The organism is Bradyrhizobium sp. AUGA SZCCT0176 (genome assembly GCF_018130145.1).
GTDB lineage: Bacteria > Pseudomonadota > Alphaproteobacteria > Rhizobiales > Xanthobacteraceae > Bradyrhizobium.
Genome location: NZ_JAFCMB010000003.1, coordinates 364030 through 387171 on the forward strand (window position 1 = coordinate 364030; position 23142 = coordinate 387171).

The following is a 23142-nucleotide window of genomic DNA, read 5'->3' on the forward strand; positions in this document are numbered from 1 at the left end:
CGCCTTCAACTGAGCGATGGCGGCGGCCGAAGGGGCGAGCCGGTAGAAGACGGCCCCTGACAATCCGGAACTTAGTGAAGACTCAGCGCGCATCTGCTGTCGTTTCAACGCCGGTCGAACGAACTCGATCTCCTCCGTTGCCGGGCTTCCGCCGTGGCGAGGAAACCGGCCAGCCGCCCGGCAGCCCCGCTTTCGACAAACGGCAAATCCAAAACACCTGTCTGTGAAGTCACCGCGTCGTTAACGTCTGATAGCATCGCGGCATTCCTGATGCCGAGGGCGCCTCGGCCAAATCGCGAAAGGACATCCGCAAACAGCAAATTGCCTTAACCAGATTGCCTTCACGAAAATTGCCTTTGGGGCAGGGAAACCCGCGCGGCGATCCGAGCGAATGGAAATGTGTTCCGGCTCGCGCCGCAAACAGATCAACAGCTTAAAAAGAGCGAGGGACAGCCATGATCAAGGTGAAGATAAACGGCCAGGAACAAAATTGGGATGGCGATCCGGATCTTCCGTTACTCTGGTTTCTCCGGGATGAGGTGGGACTGACGGGGACCAAATATGGCTGCGGCCAGGCCCTGTGCGGCTCGTGCACCGTCATCATCGACAAGCAGGCCGTGCGCGCCTGCATCACTTCGGTCTCCGACGTGGTCGGCCGCGACGTCACCACCATCGAGGGCCTGCACCCGACCGGCGATCACCCGGTGCAGAAGGCCTGGCGCCAGCTCAATGTCCCGCAATGCGGCTATTGCCAGACCGGCCAGATCATGCAGGGCGCCGCGCTATTGATGGACAATCCAAAACCTTCCCATGACCAGATCCGCGAAGCGATGGCGGGCAACATCTGCCGCTGCGGCTGCTACCAGCGCATCGAGAATGCCGTGCATCTCGCGTCAACGGGGGTGTGATCATGAATATCCTCACCAATCCCAAAAAACTCCGTGGCTTTGAGCGGCACCTCAAGGTCGAGAACGTTTCCCGCCGCAGCATCCTGAAGGGCCTCGGCATCGCCGGCGGCTTTGCGCTCGCGGCGCCCGTGATGTCACGCCCGGCTTTCGCCGCCTATGAGACCGGCGCATCGAAGATGCCGCACGGCACCGTGGTCGATCCACGCGTGTTCGTCTCGATCGCGCCCGACGGCATCGTCACCATCGTCGGCCACCGCGCCGAGATGGGAACCGGCGTGCGGACCAGCCTGCCGCTGATCGTCGCCGAGGAGATGGAAGCCGACTGGTCGCGCGTCCGGGTTCAGCAGGCGCCCGGCAACGAGGCCAAATACGGCAACCAGGATACCGACGGCTCGCGCAGCACGCGGCATTACCTGATGCCGATGCGCCAGATCGGCGCCTCGGCGCGCTCGATGCTGGAGGCCGCCGCCGCCAAGCGCTGGGGCGTGCCGGCGACCGAAGTGAAGGCCCGCAATCACGAGGTGGTCCACGCTGCGAGCGGACGCAAGCTTGGCTTTGGCGATCTTGCCGCCGATGCCGCCAAGGAATCGGTGCCCGGCATCGAAGGCTTGAAGCTGAAGGACCCGAAGGATTTCCGCTATCTCGGCAAGGGCCAGATCGGCATCGTCGACCTCAGGGACATCACCGTCGGCAAGGCGCATTACGGCGCCGATATCCGTCTGCCGGGCATGAAATACGCCGTCATCGCCCGTCCGCCGGTGACCGGCGGCAAGGTGAAATCGTTCGACGCGGCGGAAGCGATGAAGGTCTCCGGCGTCGAGAAGGTATTGGAGGTCAAGGGCTGGCCGTGGCCGTCCAAATTCCAGCCGCTCGGCGGCGTTGCCGTGATCGCCCGCAACACCGGGGCTGCGATCAAGGGGCGCGACGCGCTGAAGATCGTCTGGGATGACGGCGCCAACGGCAAATACGACTCGGTCGCCTACCGGGCTTCGCTGGAAGAGGCCGCGCGAAAACCGGGACTGGTGGTGCGCAAGGAAGGCGACGCCGATGCGGCGTTGAAAGGCGCCGACAAGGTGATCGCGGCTGAGTATTATTTGCCGCATCTGGCGCATGTCAGCATGGAGCCGCCGGTCGCGGTCGCCGACGTCAAAGGCGACAGGTGCGAAATCTGGGCGCCGGTGCAAAGTGCCGGGGGCACGCGCGATGACGTCGCCAAGACACTCGGCATCCCCGACGCCAACGTCACCGTCAACGTCACGCTGCTCGGCGGCGGGTTCGGGCGCAAATCGAAATGCGATTTCGCGATCGAGGCGGCGCTGCTGTCGAAGGAACTCGGTGCGCCCGTGAAGGTGCAATGGACGCGGGAGGACGATGTTCGTCACGGCTTCCTGCACACCGTCTCGGTGGAACGCATCGAGGCCGGGCTGGACAAGAGCGGCAAGGTAATCGCGTGGCGGCACCGCAGCGTGGCGCCGACGATTGCCTCGACCTTCGCCGCCGGTGCGAAGCATGAGGCGCCGTTCGAACTCGGCATGGGACTGATCGACAATCCGTTCGAGATCGCCAACCTGCAATGCGAGAATCCGGAGGCGGCCGCGCATACCCGCATCGGCTGGTTCCGTGCGGTGTCGAACATCCCGCGCGCCTTCGCGGTCCAGTCCATGGTCGCCGAAATCGCTTCTGCTACCAAGCGCGACCCGAAGGACATGCTGCTGGAGCTGATCGGATCGCCGCGCCTCGTCAACCTGTCGTCGGTGAAGGACCCCTGGAACTACGGCGAGCCCTATAGCAGCTATCCGATCGACACCGCCCGCCTTCGCAAGGTGGTCGAGCTCGTCGCGGACAAGGGCGGCTGGGGACGGTCCGTGCCGAAAGGCCACGGGCTCGGCATCGCCGTGCACCGGAGTTTTGTCAGCTACATCGCGACCATCGTCGAGGTCGCCGTTGACGACAAGGGCAAGTTCACGGTGCCCAGGGTCGATACCGCGATCGATTGCGGAACCTATGTCAATCCGGAGCGCATCGAGTCCCAGATCGAGGGCGCTGCGATCATGGGGCTGAGCCTTGCCAAACATGGCGAGATCACCTTCAAGGACGGCAAGGTGCAACAGGGAAATTTCGACGATTTCCCTGTGATCCGGATGGACGAGTCACCGCTGGTGACCCACGTCTATATCGTGCCGCCGGGGCCCGACACGCCGCCCAGCGGCGTCGGCGAACCCGGCGTGCCGCCATTCGCGCCGGCGTTGATCAACGCGATCTTCGTCGCCACCGGAAAGCGCATCCGGAGCCTGCCGATCGGCAAGCAACTGGAGGCGTGACAAGGAACGTTAAAGGGCTGTGGCCGTTTTCATCGATCTGACAGGAGCCAGGTCGATGAAAAGGTCGATGAAAATCACGATGGTGAGGTTAGGGACGCTCGCGGCAGCCATGCTGTCGGGCGTCCTTCTTTTTGACATGCAGGCAGCGAACGCCCAGACCAACGCCGCGCCGGACACAACGGCAACCCGGCCGGCAAAAACGCCCGCGGGCCAGACTTCGATTCCAAGCAGCGGGCCAGCAGCCACGACGACGCAAACCACCGGCGAAGCCAGCCGGGATCCGACCATCAAGCAGATGAACGAAACCGAAAAGTCGAAGGTCGATTCCAAAGGCAAATGACTTGAAATAGAAAGCGGCGGGTTGAACCCGCCGCTCTCCAGACCGCTCTACCCGCCGATTTGTTCGGCCGTCACTTCTTGACGGCGAATACCCAGACGACGCCGCCTTGCGGCACGTTGTTCTCTACACCCACGTTATTCTGGGTCGCCAGCGCGTCCTGGATGCGCTGCGCGTCGACGCCCCAGCCGGACTGCACGGCGATATATTGCGTGCCGTCGACCTCATAGGCGATCGGCATGCCCACGATGCCGGAGTTGGTCTTCTGCTCCCACAACTTCTCGCCCGTCTTGGCGTGGTAGGCACGGAACATGCGGTCGTTGGTGCCGCCAACGAAAACGAGGTCACCCGCCGTCGCAGTCACCGAGCCGAACAATTGGGATTTGGGGAAGTTCTGCTGCCAGACCTTTTTCCCGGTGGCCGGATCCCACGCCTGCAGTTCGCCAAAATGATCGGCGCCGGGGCGAACCTTCAGGCCGATGTCTTCGGGCTTGGTGCCGAGCCAAAGCTGGCCCGCAACCAGCGGCACTTTCTCGCCGGTAAAGCCGCCGCAGAAATTCTCGTTGGCGGGCACGTAGACCAGGCCGGTTTTCTGGCTATAGGCCGCCGACGGCCAATCCTTGCCGCCCCACAGTGACGGACAGAACTCGACCCGCTTGCCAATCACCGGCTTGTGCGCGGGATCGACGATCGGCCTGCCGGTCTCCGGCTCGATTCCTTTCCAGACGTCGGTGTGAACAAAGGGCCAGCCGCTGACGTAGTTGATCTTGTCCGCCTTGCGCTCGAGCACCCAGAAGATCGCGTTGCGGCCGGGATGAATCAGGCTCTTGATGGTGCGACCGTCCTTTTGCAGGTCGACCAGCATCGGCGCCTCGACCTCGTCCCAGTCCCATGAATCGTTCTGATGGTACTGGAAGTATGTCTTTATCCTTCCGTTCTCGGGGGCGAGCGCGAGCACCGAGGTTGAGTAGAGATTGTCGCCGGGATGCGTATTGCCCGGCCAGGGTGCGGCGTTGCCGGTGCCCCAATAGATCGTCTTGGTTTCGATGTCGTAGTTGCCGGTCATCCAGGCCGGCGCGCCGCCCGATTTCCAGTCGTCACCGGTCCAGGTTTCGTGCCCGGGCTCGCCTGGACCCGGAATCGTAAAGGTGCGCCACAGTTCCTTGCCGTTCTCGGCATCGTACGCGACAACATATCCGCGCACGCCGAATTCACCGCCGGAACCGCCGACGATCACCTTGCCGTCGACGATCAGCGGCATCAGCGTCAGGTACTGACCCTTCTTGTAGTCCTGAACCTTGGTGTCCCACAGCACCTTGCCGGTCTTGGCGTCGAGCGCGACGACGTGATCGTCGGTCGTCGCGAGATACAATTTGTCCTGCCACAACCCGACGCCGCGGTTGGTCGGGTGCAATTGAAAGAGATCATCGGGAAGCTGGCGCTTGTATCGCCAGTACTCGTCACCGGTCTTGGCGTTGAGCGCGATCACCTGCCCCGCCGGGGTCGCGACGAACATCACACCATTGTTGACGATCGGCGGCGCCTCATGGCCTTCGACCACACCGGTCGAGAAGGTCCATACCGGCGTGAGGTCTTTTACGTTCGAAGTGTTGATCTGGTCGAGCGGGCTGTAGCCCTGCCCGTCATAGGTCCGGCGATACAGCATCCAGTTGCCGGGTTCGGGTTTTTCGAGTCGGGCCGACGTCACCGGGCTGTAATTCTCGATCGGTCCGGCGCCGGCGGCGGCTGAGACAAGGCACGTGAATGCGACAGAGCTCGACAATAACCATTGCTTCGCGGTCATGAGACGCAACCTCCCTGTTTTGTTTTTTTCATTCATTCCATGGTCGTGCGAAAACCCGATGCGGCTTCATCCCCGCGTTAGGTACCTACCTTTCCGATGAATGTTGCAGTGACGGTGAGGGCACCATCCGTGATCGCAAGCGGAAGCGCCGCCAGTCGCCGCGGCGCCGGCCCGAACAGGACTTTTGCGCTTTCCCGCGGATCATATTCGGAGTTGTGGCAGGCACATTTGAACACGAGCTTGTCGCCCGACGCCTGTTTCACCCAGCCGGTGACGGGGCATCCCGTGTGCGAACAGATCAGCGAATAGGCGACGATGCCGTCGGCGCTGCGTGATCGCGTGTCATCATCGAGTTCGGCAGGATCGAGCCTGACCACCAAGAGCTCGTTCAACCGCGAGCCCTTGCGGATCACGGCGGTCTTGGGGTCCTTTGGCCAGGCGCGCACGGGAGGCCCGCCGAGCTTCAAATCCTCGGGCTTGATGGCCTCACCGGCGTGGTCGCCTTCAGAGAACACCAGCGTGTCGGCTTTTTGCGGCCGCAGATTGCTGCCGGGCTGATCATCCTCCGCAACGGAGGGCTCTGGAGCAGCAAGACAGGCGCAAGTCGCAAGCGCCGTCAGCAGCATCGCACGCCGCGTTGGATCGGAACATGAAACCGCGCCATCGTGTTCGACGATGTCGTCGATGGGAACCGCGGCGCTAGGGTTGGATTCCGACATGGCGCAAGCTGAGCGTGTAACTCAGCCAAAAAAATGGCGAGCGTCCACCTTGCCAGCGTTGCTGCTACGCGAAAAATCACCTTGCATTCTGAAGTTGAGTTCGACGAGCGGCCGTTGATCGCTCCGCTCAGGGCTCGCTCACGAATTTCAGCTGCCCTGCAGGTTTCAGCGTCTTTGCATCAAATGTGCGGATTTCAGTTACGCCGCCGATATCGAGGGTCACGACCAGCCGGTCGCCGGCGACGCCGGTGGAGACGATACGGGCGCCTTTCGGCAGCGTCGCCGTGGTATCTGATATCGCTGCGGGGCTTCCCTCGCTGCGATAAAGACGATAGCCGATGGCGGTCAGGACGATGGCGACGGCGAGCGCCGAGGTCAGGCCTGCGATCAGCATCATCCGCCGCACCCGCGCAAACAGCGCGGCCTGTTCGGGGGTCGGTTCGGGCGCAACGGTTTCAGTCATGCAAAGGCTCTTCTTTGGAACAAGTCACGTCTTCGAATAACGGCGAGAGGCTGGAGGTCACGGTCGGCGGCGACGAAGGATCGCCCCGGCTCGACCGTGTGCTCGCGGTGCTTCGCCCCGAACTGTCGCGGTCCCGCCTGAAGGCGTTGATCCTCGCCGGTTCCGTCACCGCCAAGGGCACCCCCATTCGCGACCCCGCTTATCATGTTGCCAAAGGCGATACGATCACAATCGACGTCCCGGAGGCCACCCCGCCCGAGCCAAAGGGCGAGGATATCGCGCTCGATATCGTGTTCGAGGATGAGGACATTATCGTCATCGACAAGCCAAAGGGCCTGGTCGTGCATCCCGCTGCCGGCCATGAAACCGGCACGCTCGTCAACGCGCTGATTGCCCATTGCGGCGCAAGCCTTTCCGGCATCGGCGGCGTCCGCCGTCCGGGCATCGTGCACCGGCTCGACAAGGACACGACGGGGCTGATGGTCGTCGCCAAAAACGACCGCGCGCATCAATCTCTGACGGCGCAATTCGCCGACCATGGCCGTACCGGCCCAATGCGGCGCGGCTATATGGCCTTTATCTGGGGCGTGCCGAACCGCCAGCGCGGCACGGTCAACGCGCCGATCGACCGGCATCCCTTTGCCCGCGAGAAAATGGCGGTCCGCAACAGCGGCCGTGAAGCGGTTACTCATTGGGAGTTGCAGGCGGCCTTCAATGGTCGGGAAGGCAAACCGGTCGCCTCACTGCTGGCCTGCCAGCTCGAGACCGGACGGACCCATCAGATCCGGGTGCATCTTTCCCATATCGGCCACCCCCTGATGGGCGATGCGGTGTATGGCCCGCACTTCAAGACCAAGGCCGGCCAGCTCCGGCCTGGAGGTCAGACGGCCTTGGCCGCCCTCGGCCGGCAGGCCCTGCACGCCTACCTGCTTACCTTGGAGCATCCCCGGACCGGAGAGCTTTTGCACTGGGAAGCGGCTTTGCCGGAGGATTTGCTTCTCTTGAAAGGCGCCCTCGAAGCGGCGCTATGACGCAGCCGATCCAGAAAAGCGTTGCTATGACAACAGGTTATAGCTGGCACACGGGGACGTGACGTCAGCAATCCTTCCCTATTGGCCCCCATTTGGTGTATGTTGCACCTGCGTTGAATATCCAACGCGGAACATCGCAGCCCGGCTGGCTTTAACACAGCGGCCGTCTGCCGGGCCCGCCGCTATCGGGGGCCTGAACCACTGGAGGGCGCTAAATGGCCCGTACAGCTACGTTACCGGTTCTCAATGGAGAATCCGGTCTTTCCCGGTACCTCGCCGAGATCCGCAAATTTCCGATGCTGGAACCCCAGCAGGAATACATGTTCGCCAAGCGTTGGCGTGAACATGACGATCGCGACGCGGCACATCACCTTGTCACCAGCCATCTCCGGCTCGTCGCCAAGATCGCCATGGGCTATCGCGGCTACGGCCTGCCTATTTCCGAGGTCGTCTCGGAAGGCAACGTCGGCCTGATGCAGGCGGTCAAGCGGTTCGAACCCGAAAAGGGCTTCCGACTCGCTACCTACGCCATGTGGTGGATCAAGGCGTCAATACAAGAGTACATTCTGCGTTCCTGGTCGCTCGTGAAAATGGGCACCACCGCGAACCAGAAAAAGCTGTTCTTCAACCTGCGCAAGGCGAAGAGCAAGATCTCCGCGCTGGACGAGGGCGATCTCCGCCCCGATCAGGTGGCGATCATTGCCAAGCGCCTCGGCGTGACGAATCAGGACGTGATCGACATGAACCGCCGCCTCGGTGGCGACGCGTCGCTCAACGCTCCGATCCGCGACGACGGTGAAGCCGGTGAATGGCAGGACTGGCTGGTCGATAACTCGCCCAACCAGGAAGCCATCATGGCTGAACACGAGGAGTTCGATCATCGCCGGCAGGCGCTGAACGGCGCCATCGGTGTGCTCAACCCGCGCGAACGCCGCATCTTCGAGGCGCGGCGTCTGGCGGAAGAGCCGATGACGCTGGAAGACCTCGCCGCCGAATTCGGCGTGTCGCGCGAGCGCGTGCGACAAATCGAGGTCCGTGCTTTCGAGAAGGTGCAGTCGGCCGTCAAGGGCACGATTGCCCGGCAGGAAGCCGCCGTGCTCGAAGCCGCGCACTAATTTCGCGGCCAAGGCAATGAACGACGAAAGCCGGCGGCAACGCCGGCTTTTTTGTTTTGGGGGGTGCTGGTTCTACACCTCCGCTGTCGTCCTCGCGAAGGAGGACCCATACGCCGCAGCCGATGTGAGAGGGGCAGTGTTAGTTGCCTTTCTTACCACGTCGCATCAATGAATATTTGTGGCTATGGGTTCCCCGATGTGCAATTGCACATCTGAGCTCAAGGCCGGGACGACGAACTCACTAATACGCCGCAGATAATCCTCGATACTGACTGGTGGACTGGTTCAACGTGCTCCGGCAGCGCGCCGAGACTGAGAGCTTACTCGCCCCACTCCCGCGCCAGCTTTGCAAGCTCGCAGCCTTCGCAATACCGGGCGTCCTTGAAGTCGATCCAGTTATGCGCATAGACCCGCGTCAGCGGGATGCCGTAACGCGCGCGCAGTACCTTGACCAGGATGCGCCACGCCGCCACCTGCGCCTCGGTGGGGCCGCGCGTCACGTCGGGAAAATTGCCGGCGAATTCCACGCCGACCGAATTGTTGCCGACCACCTGACGAAAGGTCGGACCGTTGTCGATGTATTTGTTGTCGTTGCGGTTGCCGCCGTCGCCGTGGGTCGGCACCAGATTTTCCGGCACCGCCCAGTACACGGTGCCGTCGGTTTCGACCCAGACCATGACGCCGCGCCGCGTCGGATTTTTGAATTGCGCCTGCGCACCGCCGCGGGCCGAGCCGGCCGGGCCTTCGGTCTGGTGCACGATGATGTTGCGCCAGGGATGCGCCTTTGCAACGTCGCCCCATGGCGCCAGCCAGACCATCTTCAACCCCGGAATCTCGGGCGTGCCGGACGATCGCGCGATGGTGGCGAGGTCGGGCGTTTGGGCAGCAGCGGGAAGAGCGAACGCGATGGCGCAGAGCGCAATCGCAAGGCGGCGGAGCTTCATACGCAGGGATCCAATGACGACCCCTTGAGTAACATGGTTCAGGCGCGCTTGCGCAAGCTCGCATCCGCCAGCACGGATATTTCGATCCCGGGCGCCAGCGGCGGCGCGGGCTCGTAGGTCGCAAAGCAGTTTCGGCCGCCCTTCTTGGCGTCGTAGAGCGCGTGGTCGGCGGCCGCGATCAGACGGTCGGGGAACGCCCCCATCTCCCGGGTCCATTGTGCGACGCCGATCGAGACCGAGATCGGAATATCCTTGCCCATGCATTGTTCGGCATCGGCGCGGCATACTTCCAGTACCCGGCGCGCGATCATCGCGCCCTCGCGCAAGGTCGAGGACGGCAGCACGATGCAGAACTCGTCGCCGCCCGACCGCGCCAGCATGTCGCCGGGGCGCAGGCGGGTTTGCGCCATCAGGGTGAAATGCTGCAGGCAGGCGTCGCCGGCGGCGTGACCGTAGGTGTCGTTGATGCCCTTGAAGCCGTCGAGGTCGATCACCAGCAGCGCGAACGGCTGGTTGCTGCGCTCCGAGCGGGCGCATTCCTCGGTCAGGCGCTGCACCAAATGGCGGCGGTTGCCGACGCCGGTGAGGTCGTCGAGCAGCGCCAGATCGGCGACTTCGCTGCGCAGATGGTCCATCGCCATCAGCAGGAAGCCGAAATTCAGCGCCATCGACAGGAACACCATCACCAGGATCATACCCGACTGCACCGGGCTGAAATGCATGTAGTTGACGTTGGCGAAGATGCCGCCGACCAGCCGGACTCCATAGATGGCGATGATGAGGCTGGCGACGATGGCGGCGAGCCGCGCGCCCGGATTGACGCGGCCCTGATGCGGGGTCAGCAGCAATTTGATGCTCAGCGCCAGCGGAAGAACCTGGGCGATGGTGAAGATGGTGATGCGCGCCGGCGCGCTGTCATAGGCGAACATGAAAAAGGAAAGGCCGGCGAAGCTCAGCCCCATGACCAGCCAGGTGGCGCGCCACGACACCGGCTTTTCGAAGAATTTCTGAACGCCCATCGCGGCGAGGCAGAGCGCGAGAATCATCGCGGTGCCCGCGATGAGCAGCGGCCAGAGTGCGTCGGTCATGACGCGCAGCATCGCCACGGCCGCGCCTGCCGCCGCCACGAACGAGGAGCCGGTCCAGTATCGCGCGGCATAGAACGACGGATAGCTGCGGATCACGTAGGCCCAGATCAGACCCAGCGCGAGAAAATTGATGACGAACACCGTCCACAGCGTCGGAACGCTCAGCATCGCGTGTCCGGGACGTTTGCGGCCCCGTCTCCCCTGTTAGATCGCCCCATCAGATCGCTCAAGGCTTGCACCTCCGCGGGCGTTTCCCCGATCGACAATCCCCGTTGTCTTACGGACAAGGTGCGCCCTTCTCGCTTAACGGACTCTCACCGTCGCCGGGTAATCAATACCGTGGTTTTAAATTGATGAAGAGCGCGCGCGTTGGGGCATCGTTAAGCATGAGGCGCGCCGCGCGATCGGCGCTACCGAACGGCATTTTGGCGGAAAAGCACGTCAAAATGCATAACAACTGTGGATAACGTGATGACGGCGACGTGACAGCACGCGGCAGCGCGCCGCGAATCTGTTGCAATTGATCTTGAGGATGTTGCGAGGTTGGCCCTCCGCCAAGCATGCCTCGGAGTCGCGTTTCAATCCATTAAAACCTTGAGAGGATTTACTATGGCTAAGAAAGCGAAGAAGGCGAAAAAGGTGAAGAAGGCGAAGAAGGCCAAGAAGTCGAAGAAGTGAATTTTGGCCCGGGTGGGGCGCTCAGTTCCGCCCGGGCTTCCACCTTCGAGGCCCCACTTTCAAAGCTCGACTTTCAAGGCTCTACTTACGTTCAAGGCTTCCACTTTCAAGCCTCCCAATTGCAAAACCATTCGATTTCGAAAGCAGCGGGCCTCGGGCCCGCTTTTTGTTTCCGGGGTCATCGCCCGGCTTGACCGGGCGATCCAGTACACACCGACAGACCTTGAGTACTGGATGCCCCTGTCAAGCCGGGGCATGACGAAAACATCTATCTCTCGGCAAACGCCAGCTTCGCGCCCAGCGCGGCAAATCCCGCCGCAAAGCTGCGGCGCAGCCAGGCCATCACCTTCGGCCGGGTGATGACGCGGTCGCGGACGCCGGCCGCGAACAGGCCGTAGAGCGCGAACACCGCAAACGTCATCGCCATGAAGACCCCGCTCAATTCCAGCATCCGGGCCAATGGATAGGCCTCGTCCACCGCGATGAACTGCGGCAGGAAGGCGAGGAAAAAGATCGAGAGCTTTGGGTTGAGGATGTTGATCAGGACCGCCGTGACGATCACCCGCCGGCTCGATCGCCCCGGCGCCGGCCGGGCGTCGATCGCAAGCGCGCCGGTTTCGCGCAGCGCCTGCCAGGCCATGAAGAGCAGATAGACCACGCCGCACCATTTCAACACCGCGAACGCCAGCGCGCTGGTATGCAGCACGGCGGCAAGCCCGAGCATCGCCGCCAGCATCTGCGGCAGTATCCCGAGCGTGCAGCCGAAGGCGGCGGCGATCGAGGCGCGGCCGCCTTGCGTCAGCGCCACCGCCAGCGTGTAGAGCACGCCGGTGCCGGGGGATGCGACCACGATCAGCGTGGTGAGCAGGAAGGACCATGTCATCAATCAGACCCCATTGGCTGCGGATGCGGCGCCAGTCGGCCATATCATGGCGCGGCCGGTCGCGGAAGCAGCGCAGCCTCACGGGTTGAAAGCAATTTTTCGTCATGGCCGGGCTCGACCCGGCCATCCACGTCTTCCTTGCCTTGCGGCCAAGACGTGGATGCCCGGCACAAGGCCGGGCATGACGATGATGGGAGTACCCCCGCTACGCCTCGCCCATCCGGCTCCAGGCGATCGACATCCTTTCCGCCTCGCGGATCACGTCCAGCGGCGCCCAGGGCTTCGCCCAGAATCTGGCGCCATCCGGCAGCTTCTGCCGCAGCGGTTTGCCCGAGGTGACGATCACATCGATGTCCGGATTAATGTTCTTGGCGACATGCGCGAGCTCAACGCCGTTCTTGTGGCCGGCGAGCTGGACGTCGGTCATCATCAGGACAAGGCTCGCCCCCGCCTCTTCCAGTACCAGTTCGGCGGCCTCCGCGCTTTCGCACTCGATCACGTCCATGTCGCTTTCTTCCAGCAACAGGCAGATCATTTCCCGCTGCATCGGATCGTCTTCGACAACGAGTGCGGTCGCGCGAAAGGGTTTTGATTGTCCCATGAGTCGCCCTCCTGAATGGGTATTCATCAACCTAACGGGGGTTAAGGCCGAAAATCGCTTTATGTTCGGTTCCAATTTGCGAAAGATGCGGGAACCCGCGCCGCAACGCGCGCCTGCCTGTTTTCTCATCTGTCGGAGCTGACCTCGCATGACTGCCATCAATGGATCGGCCGCCGCCGTGACCGGCGCGGCCAGCGGCATCGGCCGCGCCCTGGCGCTTGAACTGGCCGCGCGCGGCTGCGATCTGGCGCTCGCCGACCGCGACGAGGCCGGACTGCAGCAGGTCGCCGCCGAGATCGCCAAGGCCGAGATCGCCAAGGCCGAGATCACCAAGGCGCAGCCGCGCAAGGTCTCGACGCACCGCGTCGACATCGGCGAGCCCGGCCAGATCGCGGAATTCGCCGCCGCCGCCAGCGCCGCGCATCCCAAGCTGAACATCGTGATCAACAATGCCGGCGTCGCATTGCTCGGCCAGTTCAACGAGATCGAACAGGCGCAGATGGACTGGCTGTTCAACATCAATTTCTGGGGCACGGTGCACGGCACGCGCGCGTTCCTGCCGATTCTGGCGAAGCAGCGCGAGGCGCATATCGTCAATCTCTCCTCGATCTTCGGCATCATCGCGCCGCCCGGCCAGACCGCCTATTGCGCGGCGAAATTCGCGGTGCGCGGCTTTTCGGAAAGCCTGCGGCATGAGCTCGCGATGGCGAACAGTTCAGTGCGATTGTCGGTGGTGCATCCCGGCGGCGTCGCCACCAGCATCGTACGCAATTCCCGCACCGGCACCGGCGTCACCGACAACGCCCGCCGCGCGCAATCGATCGACCGCTTCGATGCGGTGGCGAAGACGACGCCGCCGGCGGCAGCACAGCGCATCATCCTCGGCATCGAGAAAAACCAGCCGCGGATTCTGATCGGCAACGACGCGTGGTACATGGATCTCTTGCAGCGCTTCCGGCCGGCGACGTATTGGGCGGTGCTGGCGAAACGGCTGGAGAAGGCTGTCAGTGCGGGGAAGGTTTCGTAGGACGCTGCCATACATTCGGTGTCGTCCCGGCGAAGGCCGGGACCCATACTCCGCGGCAGTCGTTGTTGCTCAAGGTCTCTAACGCCAGCGCTCTCGCCGAGAGGCCGCGGCGTATGGGTCCCGGATCGCGCTTCGCTTGTCCGGGACGACGACTAAGAACACACCTTCGCGATCTCGCGACGCGATGCGCCCGAGGTTTGCAAGAAATCTCTTCCGCCCCCAATTCAGAGGGCGCAGGGAATGCCGGATGCGCGCTGCACCCGCGGTCTCATGTGCGACTGTGCATAAGAATGCTGCACATGAGCATACAGGGCAGCGGAGAACATCCGACATTCCCTGCGCAGTGGCTTTACGGCTTATGACGCGCTCTCCCCGGTGAGACGGCCTCTATTGCCACCGTCGCCCCTCGGAAGCGTTGGCTCCCGAAAGACTTGACGCCGTTACGGGCGCCAGGACCACACGCTTTCGCCGTACGCTTCAGCCGCGACCGTCAATCGCCACATCAGCGTCCACCGCGACCCGTCCCTCGTCGTGACGACGGCCGACGCCCCTCTGAGTGGGACGGGATGGGTGAGAATGTGCCGGTGATTTGGGTCGAAGGAAAGGGAAATATTTTTGATTTTCGGAAATTTAGGGCTTGACATGATTTCTGACAATCAGAACTGATTTGCCCGTCGGGTTATTTTGTCGCAGGATCGGATTGAAGCGCGTCCGCCGCCATGATCGCCGCGGCGGCAACCAACACGATGCACGCGCCGGCCAGCACGACGGAGAGCGAGAGTGCACCGTGCAGCCCGCCCGCCATGATGCCCCAACTGGGCCGCGGCGGCTCTAGGCCGAGGCCGATCGCGTCCAACGCGCTGAGCGGCACGATGAGCCAGCCGAGCAGCAGCAAGCCGAGGCGTGCGAGCGATGGCGGGGCCGTAACCCGCAGATAGGCTACGGCGACGGAAAACATCATTCCGAAGCCGACGATGCTCCTGCCGTGTCCGGGACCGAGCCAGGCGATGCCAGCGATGACAGCAAGAAAGCCCGGCAACAACGATGCAGCGCCGAGAGCTGCGAGCATGATATGGCCGACGGGCGAACGCCCGAGCAGGAATTTCGGCGCCACGAACAGGGCGCGCGCGAGAACAATGACGACGCGTTCGAACCGCCGCGTCAGGAGACGCACCATCAGGCCGGTCGCCAGAGCGAACGCTGCCGTCGCCAAGGTTTGCCCCAGCGTATAGGTTGCGCCGGCGAGCAGTCGGCTGAGCGTATCGCGGCCGAGCTCATCGCGGCCGAGCCAGTTGGCGAAGTCGGGCACGGCGAACCGCATGGGAAGGTTGACGCCCAAATAAGCGTCCGGAGACAGCAGCGCGCCGCCGATCGCCATTGCCGCACCGGTCACGAGGATAGTTGCGCCGACAGTCAAGCGGATTGAAGCCACGGCACCCACCCTTTGCTTTCATGGAGTCGGGTAGTCGCGTCCAGGCCGCGTTGCGTTCAGGGGCACGGTGCCACTTCACGGAAGCGGTGGGTTACGCTCCGCTAACCCACCCTACGCAGTCGCGATTGCCTCGCTTACCGCCCCGCCAATTGATCCGCAAAATACCCGATCGTCTTGCGATAGATCGTGGCTCTGTTCCATTCGCGCATGGCTTCGAAATTCGGCGTGCCTTCGCTGTAGGGCGCGCCGGGCTTGAAGCCGGAGACGTGCAGCAGATTGGCGGTCGAGGCGAGCACGTCGGGGACGCTATGGCGCAGATCGACGTGGCCGTTGCCGTCGAAATCGACGCCGTACTTGATGTAGGACGACGGCAGGAATTGCGTCTGGCCGATCTCGCCGGCGAAGGCGCCGATCATGTCGCGCAGCGGCAGGTCGCCGCGCTGCACGATTTTCAGCGCCGCGATCAGCTCGCCCTGGAACAGTTCGGTGCGACGGCAATCATGCGCCATGGTGGCGAGCGTGCGGACGACCGGCATCTTGCCGACGTCGCCCTTGCCGAAATCGGATTCCAGTCCCCAGATCGCGACGATGATCTCCGGCGGCACGCCGTACTGCTTCTCGATCCGCGACAGCAGCGAGGCGTGCTTCAGCAGCATCTGCCGCCCCATCTTGATCCGCCCAGGCCCGACGCGGGTCGAGACATATTGCTCGAACGTCTTGTTGAAGGTGCCGCGCTGGCGCCGGTCAAAGGCCAGCACCGCGGGATCCTGTGTCACCCCCGACAACGCCTGCGAAATCACGCCCTGCGAAACGCCGGCGGCGGCGGCCTCCTGCGATATCGCCGCCACGAAGGCGTTGAAATCGCCGCCGCAGCGGGCGGCGTGAGCGGGGCTGGCGGCGATGACGGCGCCGAACAAAACGGCCAAACAAAGCTTACGCATGCGAATCCCTTGTAACGTCCAGGTTGTGTCGATCATGCCATGAGAAGAGGGCGCGGAGCTAATTTTCGTCGTCCCGGCCTTGAGCCGGGACCCATACGCCGCGGCTCCCGTTGTAGGAAAAGGAAGATAACGACTGGCGTGTAACCCAACTATCGCCTGTGGTTATGGGTCCCGGGTCAAGCCCGGGACGACAGTTTGTTGTGGCTCAAGCCCGGGACGGCTTTATTTGTGGTTCACACCACACCACCCTCACTCGCTCCCCCCATCGATCTGCCGCCCCATCAGCGCGATCGCCTTCTGATAAACCCCCGCTGCGTTCCAGGCCTGGATGGCGGCGAAGTTGGGTTCGCCGGGCTGGTAGCCGGCGCCGGCGCGCCAGCCATGGGCTTTGAGGAAATTCGCGGCCGAGCTCAGCGCGTTGGCGGAGTTCTCGAGATTACCGGTGCCGTAGGCCAAAATGGCTTTTGGCATGAACTGGGTCTGGCCGACTTCGCCGTGCATGGAGCCGCGCTGGTTCGGCGACAGCACGCCGCGATCGATCAATTGCAACGCCGCGTAAAGGTGCTCGGTGAAATAGGCGGTGCGCCGGCAGTCATAGGCCAGCGTCGTGATCGAGGAGAGCATGTTCTGGTTGCCGCGCACGGCGCCGAAGCCGGTTTCCATGCCCCAGATCGCGAGCAGCGGCCCCGGCGGCACGCCGTAACGCTGCTGGATGGAAGAAAACAGCGCGGCCTGCGAATTCTTCAACTGACGCCCCTTGGCGACGATCGCGTTGGCGCCACGCTTGGCGAGAAACTGATCGAGCGACAGCTGAAAGCTGCGCTGGCCGCGGTCGGCATTGATGGTCGCCTGCGCGTAATTCGTCGCCATCATGGCCTGGACGGTCGCGGCGCTGATGCCCTTGGCCCGCGCTTCGCCGGCGAACGACTGCTTCCAGGCGTCGAAGCCGGCGGCCGAGTTGCCGCATTGCGCGGCATATCCTTGCGACAAGGATGTGAGGAAAACGGCAAGAACAAGGGAGCAGAAGGCAAAGGCATGGCGAAAGAAGTGCATGGGGGAAACCATCTTCAGTGTGGGTGCCGGAATATCAGGTCTGCTTCTAGCACGTCTGCCGCCGCGCTTCGAGCGTTGCGGCAAGGCCGCTTGGCCGGTATCTTTCCTAAAAATGCAGAGATTTTCCGAATGGCCCTTCCCCACGCGATCATCAAGCCGCTCCTCGTTTTGCTCGCCCTTTCGCTCATCCCGGCCGCGGCCCTGGCGCAGACCCGCGATGTCGTGGGCTCGAAGGATTTTCCCGGCATCGGCCGTTTCGCCGGCAGCGTGATCTCAGGACATCAGGTGAAGAATTTCGATGTCGCGCGGATGCAGGCAGCCGTCTTCAAGGACGGCAAGCCATCGGATACGCCGCGCCTCGAAGGCCGCATCACCCGCATCGCCTATCGCACCAGTCCCGGCCCCTCGATCACGGAGGTATCACGGAATTTCGAGACCCAGCTGACAAAGGCCGGATTCGAGACGCTGCTGAGCTGCGACACCGAAGCCTGCGGCGGCATTCCCTTCACCGAGGCGATCGAGGCGCTGCCGATCCCGCAGATGTGGGTGGACGGCTTCAACTACCATTACTTTTCGGCGCGCAAGAGCGAGAACGGACGCGAGATTTATGCCAGCGTCATCGTCAGCGAGAACAACCGCGATATCTACGCACAGCTCACGATCGCCGAACTGGGCGCGATCGAGAACAAGATGGTGGATGCCACCGTCATGGAGAAGGGCCTGCGCGAGACCGGCCGCGTCGCGCTCTACGGCATCTACTTCGACACCGACAAGGCGATCATCCGGCCCGAAAGCCGCCCCACCCTCGAACAGATCGCAAAGCTGCTGGCCTCGCAGGTCGCGCTCAGCGTCTTCATCGTCGGCCACACCGACAGCCAGGGCCCCTACACCTACAACCTCGACCTCTCGCGCCGCCGCGCCGAAGCGATCGCCGAGGAGCTGGTGAAGAATTACCACATCGGTGCGCCGCGGCTGCGCACGGCCGGGGTCGCGCATCTGTCGCCGGTGGGGTCGAATGCGAGTGAGGCAGGACGGGCGTTGAACAGGCGGGTGGAGTTGGTGGCGCCGTGAGGGGTTTAGGGTGCGTGCTGCGCGTAACTGTTGTCACCTTCAGTTCGACCGCAACGATAGCGCAGTTGCATTTAAAGCGTGGGACGAGGTTCAGAATTTAGTTTCCGAGCTGGATATTCGTCCCAAGTCCGCCCGTCCAAGACTCTACCCGTTTTCTTCTTATTTACGCCGCCCCACTGCTTAAAATGGAAGGCAACGTTTGCCGCATTGCATTGATCTCTAATTGACCTGACCCATTCGGCATTCATCGGGCGCGCACCCGGGCCACTTTCGCCTCCAGCGATAGCCCAATCAATGTCTTCGAGATTCAAGCTATCGAGCGGGCCAAGTAGCGGCTCTAAACTCAAAAACTTGACCACGGCATCCGTGCGACGGAGAGAATCAATGCGCCATTCAAATTCTTCATTCTCAACACTTACGCCGAGCCATACATTGCTGGGCCAGACTAACTCAGACGAGAACGATTCAACTCGTTCAGCTCTTTTTGTAAGTACTTGATAAGTATGCTGCGGAGTGGAAGCCATCGTGCTGAAGACTTCACGGATGAACTCTAACGGCACATCATCATGGAAGAGATCCGACATGGAGTTTACGAAGATAGTCTTTCCCCGCTTCCATGTCTTCGGTAGCTGAAGGGCCTTTCGATCGAGCACGATTTTGCCATTCCACTTTGCGCGACCGCCGCTAATCCGGGTAAACGAAGCAACGCCCTGATCCGTTACTGAGCTTGCGCCATTGCTCCAACCTCTACCTTTGCGTGCGTATGTTGGAGCATACCTACAGTCAGACTTTAATCCCAATTGGAACATAACATGAACAATTTCAAATTGCAAGTTTAGGCAGTGTTGCGCCGCGACGTCGACGTCAGGCGGATACCTTTGCAGCCGCGCCAGCCGGGCGTGAGCCAACCTTGCTTCGCGCGGCACCCATCGCTCGCGGCGCATTGATCAAACTCACTAGCGTGTAGCTGATGATCAGCAGCAAAAACCAAGAGCCGAGCTTGTCGATGGAGACTATCGACCAGCCGTGCCGCTGCGACGGATAGAGCCAGATTTTCGTAAAGGTCCCGATGTTCTCCGACAGCCAGATGAACACGGACACCAGCAAAAGGCCGAGCAGCAGCGGCATCGCGCGGCGCTCGTGCCAGACCCTGAAATGGATCGTGGTGCGGCCGAACAGCCACGCTGATACTGCGAACAACAGCCAGCGCAGATCGACGATGAAATGATGGGTGAAGAAGTTGAGATAGGCAGCAATGCTGAGCGCGACCAAGCTGCGCCGCCGCGGGTGGTTCGAGGAGGCGAAATCGAACAGCCGCCAAGCGCGGCAGAGATAGCTGCCGATGCAGGAATACATGAAGCCGGTAAACAGCGGTACGCCGCCGATGCGGAAGAAGCTCGCCTCCGGGTAAATCCAGGAGCCCACGGAAGTCTTGAAGACCTCCATCGCGGTGCCGACCACGTGATAGATCAAGATGATCTTAGCCTCCAGCCGGCCCGCGAACAGCCCGATCTGGACGGCGATCATGCACAGAAGCAGCAAGTCGTAACGTGGAACTGCCGCATCCGCCGGATAGTAGCGCCAAGTCGCGATCATCAGCGCCACCGCGACGCCACCGAACAGGCAAGCCCAGCCCTGCTTCAGGCCGAAGCGCAGGAATTCGTAAAACCATGTCGTCCACCGCCGCTGCGCCATCCACAGGCCAAGGCGCCGTTCGCCCGATATGAACGGCCGTAGGGGCGGCCAGATCGCCGCGGCGCTCGGCTCTGACGTATTGGGAGTTTGGTCAGGGGCGCGATGCATGCCGTCGACGGTGGCGGTGGAACGCGGTGCAAAGTTGGCAAATATTTGCGGATTTCGCTCAGTTTGCGCGCCGTGTATGCGTCTCTCATTTTTCTTTGACACCGCCCCCCATATCGACCAAAAGCCCGCATGGCCAAGAAACCCGGGACCAATCCCAAAGGCGAGTTTGCCTTCTTCAATGTCGTCTATGAAGACGACTCGCAGCGCTCCAACCGGCGCGTGCCTGCCGAATTGCTCGGCGGGCTCGATGGCGACGAGCCGGCGCGCGCTTTCATCCTCGAGCAGGATCGTGAGATCGCCGAGAAATCCGGCCGCACGCCGCTGGAGATCAAGAGCATCAGCCGGGTTGGGGCGAAGAAGAAGTAGGGTTTTCGTCATGGCCGGGCTTGTCCCGGCCATCCACGTCTTTCTTGATATTGAAGCCAAGACGTGGATGCCCGGGACAAGCCCGGGCATGACGATTGTGAATGCTGGACGATCCTCGCCCCCGTGACTCAGCGTGACTCGCGGAGGTACCCCCACCCCGGCCCTCCCCCGCAAGCGGGAGAGGGAGCGCACCGCCGGTGTGGAGGCAGTTTGATGCAAGGCGCGTGCAGGTGCGTGATCGCGGACCAAGCAAAAACGGCGGGCCTAGGCCCGCCGCTTTCATTTGGATGGATGCCCGGGTCAAGCCCGAGCATGACAATCTGAAATCAGTTATCCAGGAAGCTCCGCAGCTTCCTTGACCGGCTCGGATGCTTCAGCTTGCGCAGCGCCTTGGCTTCGATCTGACGGATACGTTCGCGGGTGACCGAGAACTGCTGGCCGACTTCTTCCAGCGTGTGGTCGGTGTTCATGCCGATGCCGAAGCGCATGCGGAGCACGCGTTCTTCGCGGGGCGTCAGCGAGGCCAGCACGCGGGTGGTGGTTTCGCGCAGGTTGGACTGGATCGCCGCGTCGATCGGGAGGATCGCGTTCTTGTCCTCGATGAAATCGCCGAGATGCGAATCTTCCTCGTCACCGACGGGGGTTTCGAGCGAGAGCGGCTCTTTCGCGATCTTCAGGACTTTTCGAACCTTCTCCAGCGGCATGCCGAGCTTTTCGGCGAGCTCTTCCGGGGTCGGTTCGCGGCCGATCTCGTTCAGCATCTGGCGGCTCGTGCGCACGATCTTGTTGATGGTTTCGATCATGTGCACGGGAATGCGGATGGTCCGCGCCTGGTCGGCGATCGAGCGCGTGATCGCCTGCCGGATCCACCATGTCGCATAGGTCGAGAACTTGTAGCCGCGGCGGTATTCGAACTTATCGACCGCCTTCATCAGGCCGATATTGCCTTCCTGGATCAGGTCGAGGAACTGCAGGCCGCGGTTGGTGTATTTCTTGGCGATCGAGATCACGAGACGCAGATTCGCCTCGACCATTTCCTTCTTGGCCTGGCGGGCTTCGCGCTCGCCCTTCTGCACGCCGTGCACGATCTTGCGGAATTCGCCGATCTCAAGCCCGGTCAAAGCGGCCAGCGACTGGATCTCGTGGCGCAGGTCCTTGATGCGGTCCTTTTCGTGATGGACGAAATTCTTCCAGCCTTTGGCGGAGAGTTTCGAGACACGGTTGAGCCAGCGCGGATCGAGTTCCGAGCCCTGGTAGTTGCGCAAAAAGTCTTCGCGCGCGACGCCGTGGCTGTCACCCAAACGAAGCAGGCGGCCTTCGAACGAGACCAGGCGCTTGTTGATGTCGTAGAGCTGCTCGACCAGTGAATCGATACGGGCCTGGTTGAGCCGCAGCGACTTCACCTCGACGATGATTTCGTCCTTCAGCTTCTTGTATTTGCGCTCCTGCGAGGGCGACAGCGTCTCGCTCTGCAGCTGGTTGGCGATATCCTGTTCCTGCAGGCGGCGCAGCTTCTTGTACTCGGAGGCGATCTTGTCGAAGGTTTCGACCACCTTCGGCTTCAGTTCGGCCTCGATGGCCGCGAGCGACATCTGGTTTTCGAACTCGTCGTCGTCCATGTCGCCTTCGGCGGCGGCCTCAGCGGGATCCTTTTCCTCGGTGTCGCCACCGGGCGCGGACGCTGGTGCTGCGCGGAACGGCGTCGCCGACGGCGGGGCGGCCGGCGGCGCGACATGCGCAGGTGCGCCATTGCCGTTGGCAGCAGCGACCGGCTGGCCGTCGGGGCCAACGGGCGCCGCCAGCATCGCCGGGTTCATGTTGTTCTTGGCGTCGGGGCCGGCGTAGGTGGCTTCGAGATCGATGATGTCGCGAAGGAAGATCTTTCCTTCGTTGAGTTCGTCGCGCCAGATGATGATGGCCTGGAACGTCAGCGGGCTTTCGCAGAGGCCCGCGATCATCGCCTCGCGGCCGGCCTCGATGCGTTTTGCAATGGCGATTTCGCCCTCGCGCGACAGCAGCTCGACCGTGCCCATCTCGCGCAGATACATGCGGACGGGATCGTCGGTGCGCTCGCCGGGCTCGGATTTCTTGACCTCGGTGACGGCCTTCTGCGTGACCTCGACAAGCTCGTTGTCGGTCTCGTCGTCGGCCTCTTCCTTCTCGTCCTCGCTATCAGCCTCTTCGGCTTCGGACACGTTGATGCCCATGTCGGAGAGCATCGACATGATGTCTTCGATCTGTTCGGGCGAGGTGGTGTCGGAAGGCAAAACTTCGTTGAGCTGATCGAAGGTCACGAAGCCGCGCTTCTTGGCCTGCTTGATCATCTTCTTGACGGCGGCATCCGACAGATCGAGCAACGGCGACGGGGCGTCCGGCGAGTCCTTCTCGGGGGCGTCCGCTGCCTTGTCGTCTTTTTCCTTGTCTTTAACCTGCAGCGTCTTTGCCTTGGTGGCCATTCATCAAGCTCCCGAAACGCGCTCATGCAGGATGCGGCCGCCGCACCTGCAATACGAAAAGTAAGTCACGACGCGGAAAGGGCGGCGCAGACTGTCGCCAC

21 protein-coding genes are annotated in these 23142 nt (G+C 62.4%); 8 read left to right on the forward strand and 13 right to left on the reverse strand.

Translation table 11 applies throughout. The features are described from left to right. Positions 1-455: 455 nt before the first annotated feature. The 3 genes from JQ600_RS09945 (at position 456) to JQ600_RS09955 (ending at position 3569) form a co-directional block, all read left to right on the forward strand. Positions 456-908, forward strand: a complete 453-nt coding sequence (locus JQ600_RS09945) for a (2Fe-2S)-binding protein (protein WP_212263082.1) — start codon at positions 456-458, stop codon at positions 906-908. 2 nt (positions 909-910) lie between these two features. Then, a complete protein-coding gene (locus tag JQ600_RS09950) occupies positions 911-3229 on the forward strand; it encodes a molybdopterin cofactor-binding domain-containing protein (RefSeq protein WP_212390551.1) in 2319 nt (772 codons plus the stop codon). A 67-nt stretch (positions 3230-3296) separates the two neighbouring features. Next, a complete protein-coding gene (locus JQ600_RS09955) occupies positions 3297-3569 on the forward strand; it encodes a hypothetical protein (RefSeq protein ID WP_212489886.1) in 273 nt (90 codons plus the stop codon). A 70-nt stretch (positions 3570-3639) separates the two neighbouring features. On the opposite strand, the gene JQ600_RS09960 is transcribed toward JQ600_RS09955, so the two are convergent. The 3 genes from JQ600_RS09960 to JQ600_RS09970 all read right to left on the reverse strand — a co-directional run bounded on the left by JQ600_RS09960 (position 3640) and on the right by JQ600_RS09970 (position 6552). Continuing rightward, positions 3640-5370: a methanol/ethanol family PQQ-dependent dehydrogenase gene (locus JQ600_RS09960; protein WP_212263084.1), complete on the reverse strand. Its 1731-nt coding sequence runs from the start codon at positions 5368-5370 to the stop codon at positions 3640-3642. A 77-nt stretch (positions 5371-5447) separates the two neighbouring features. Continuing rightward, the gene (locus tag JQ600_RS09965) at positions 5448-6089 is read right to left on the reverse strand and encodes a ubiquinol-cytochrome c reductase iron-sulfur subunit (protein ID WP_212390553.1); all 642 of its coding nucleotides are present in this window, start codon (positions 6087-6089) and stop codon (positions 5448-5450) included. 127 nt (positions 6090-6216) lie between these two features. Then, complete coding sequence (locus JQ600_RS09970) at positions 6217-6552, reverse strand: hypothetical protein (RefSeq protein WP_212263086.1); 336 nt, start codon at positions 6550-6552, stop codon at positions 6217-6219. Positions 6553-6602: 50 nt separating this feature from the next. Here JQ600_RS09970 and JQ600_RS09975 point away from each other — a divergent pair, with 50 nt between their 5' ends. Further along, entirely contained in the window at positions 6603-7583 is a 981-nt protein-coding gene (locus JQ600_RS09975) for an RluA family pseudouridine synthase (protein ID WP_212390564.1), read from the forward strand. Positions 7584-7798: 215 nt separating this feature from the next. After that, positions 7799-8698, forward strand: a complete 900-nt coding sequence (gene rpoH / locus JQ600_RS09980; protein WP_192736706.1) for an RNA polymerase sigma factor RpoH — start codon at positions 7799-7801, stop codon at positions 8696-8698. A gap of 320 nt (positions 8699-9018) precedes the next feature. On the opposite strand, the gene JQ600_RS09985 is transcribed toward rpoH, so the two are convergent. From JQ600_RS09985 to JQ600_RS10000, 4 genes are all read right to left on the reverse strand, one after another. Beyond that, the gene (locus JQ600_RS09985; protein ID WP_212390554.1) at positions 9019-9642 is read right to left on the reverse strand and encodes a peptidoglycan recognition family protein; all 624 of its coding nucleotides are present in this window, start codon (positions 9640-9642) and stop codon (positions 9019-9021) included. Positions 9643-9680: 38 nt separating this feature from the next. After that, positions 9681-10898: a GGDEF domain-containing protein gene (locus tag JQ600_RS09990; protein ID WP_212390555.1), complete on the reverse strand. Its 1218-nt coding sequence runs from the start codon at positions 10896-10898 to the stop codon at positions 9681-9683. 778 nt (positions 10899-11676) lie between these two features. Continuing rightward, positions 11677-12291, reverse strand: a complete 615-nt coding sequence (locus JQ600_RS09995; RefSeq protein ID WP_212390556.1) for a LysE family translocator — start codon at positions 12289-12291, stop codon at positions 11677-11679. 205 nt (positions 12292-12496) lie between these two features. Beyond that, positions 12497-12892, reverse strand: a complete 396-nt coding sequence (locus JQ600_RS10000) for a response regulator (RefSeq protein ID WP_212263090.1) — start codon at positions 12890-12892, stop codon at positions 12497-12499. A gap of 148 nt (positions 12893-13040) precedes the next feature. On the opposite strand from JQ600_RS10000, the gene JQ600_RS10005 reads away from it, so the two are divergent. Continuing rightward, a complete protein-coding gene (locus JQ600_RS10005) occupies positions 13041-13919 on the forward strand; it encodes an SDR family oxidoreductase (RefSeq protein WP_212390558.1) in 879 nt (292 codons plus the stop codon). A gap of 679 nt (positions 13920-14598) precedes the next feature. On the opposite strand, the gene JQ600_RS10010 is transcribed toward JQ600_RS10005, so the two are convergent. The 3 genes from JQ600_RS10010 to JQ600_RS10020 form a co-directional block, all read right to left on the reverse strand. After that, positions 14599-15351: a hypothetical protein gene (locus JQ600_RS10010; protein WP_212390170.1), complete on the reverse strand. Its 753-nt coding sequence runs from the start codon at positions 15349-15351 to the stop codon at positions 14599-14601. A gap of 134 nt (positions 15352-15485) precedes the next feature. Beyond that, entirely contained in the window at positions 15486-16292 is an 807-nt protein-coding gene (locus JQ600_RS10015; RefSeq protein WP_212263093.1) for a lytic transglycosylase domain-containing protein, read from the reverse strand. Positions 16293-16541: 249 nt separating this feature from the next. Next, a complete protein-coding gene (locus JQ600_RS10020) occupies positions 16542-17345 on the reverse strand; it encodes a lytic transglycosylase domain-containing protein (RefSeq protein WP_212390171.1) in 804 nt (267 codons plus the stop codon). Between the two features lie 129 nt (positions 17346-17474). Between JQ600_RS10020 and JQ600_RS10025 the strand changes: the two genes are divergently transcribed. Continuing rightward, a complete protein-coding gene (locus tag JQ600_RS10025; protein WP_212390172.1) occupies positions 17475-18416 on the forward strand; it encodes an OmpA family protein in 942 nt (313 codons plus the stop codon). Between the two features lie 71 nt (positions 18417-18487). Here JQ600_RS10025 and JQ600_RS10030 read toward each other — a convergent pair whose 3' ends face one another. Together JQ600_RS10030 and JQ600_RS10035 are read right to left on the reverse strand one after the other, a co-directional pair. Further along, positions 18488-19360: a phage Gp37/Gp68 family protein gene (locus JQ600_RS10030; RefSeq protein ID WP_312017252.1), complete on the reverse strand. Its 873-nt coding sequence runs from the start codon at positions 19358-19360 to the stop codon at positions 18488-18490. Continuing rightward, positions 19281-20219, reverse strand: a complete 939-nt coding sequence (locus JQ600_RS10035) for a DUF817 domain-containing protein (protein ID WP_212390173.1) — start codon at positions 20217-20219, stop codon at positions 19281-19283. The genes JQ600_RS10030 and JQ600_RS10035 overlap by 80 nt, the downstream gene beginning before the upstream one ends. Before the next feature lie 129 nt (positions 20220-20348). On the opposite strand from JQ600_RS10035, the gene JQ600_RS10040 reads away from it, so the two are divergent. Next, positions 20349-20585 carry a hypothetical protein gene (locus tag JQ600_RS10040; protein ID WP_192736715.1) on the forward strand — a complete coding sequence of 79 codons (237 nt, stop codon included), beginning with the start codon at positions 20349-20351 and terminating at the stop codon, positions 20583-20585. A gap of 326 nt (positions 20586-20911) precedes the next feature. On the opposite strand, the gene rpoD is transcribed toward JQ600_RS10040, so the two are convergent. Then, positions 20912-23041 carry an RNA polymerase sigma factor RpoD gene (gene rpoD, locus JQ600_RS10045; protein WP_212207706.1) on the reverse strand — a complete coding sequence of 710 codons (2130 nt, stop codon included), beginning with the start codon at positions 23039-23041 and terminating at the stop codon, positions 20912-20914. Positions 23042-23142: the final 101 nt, after the last annotated feature.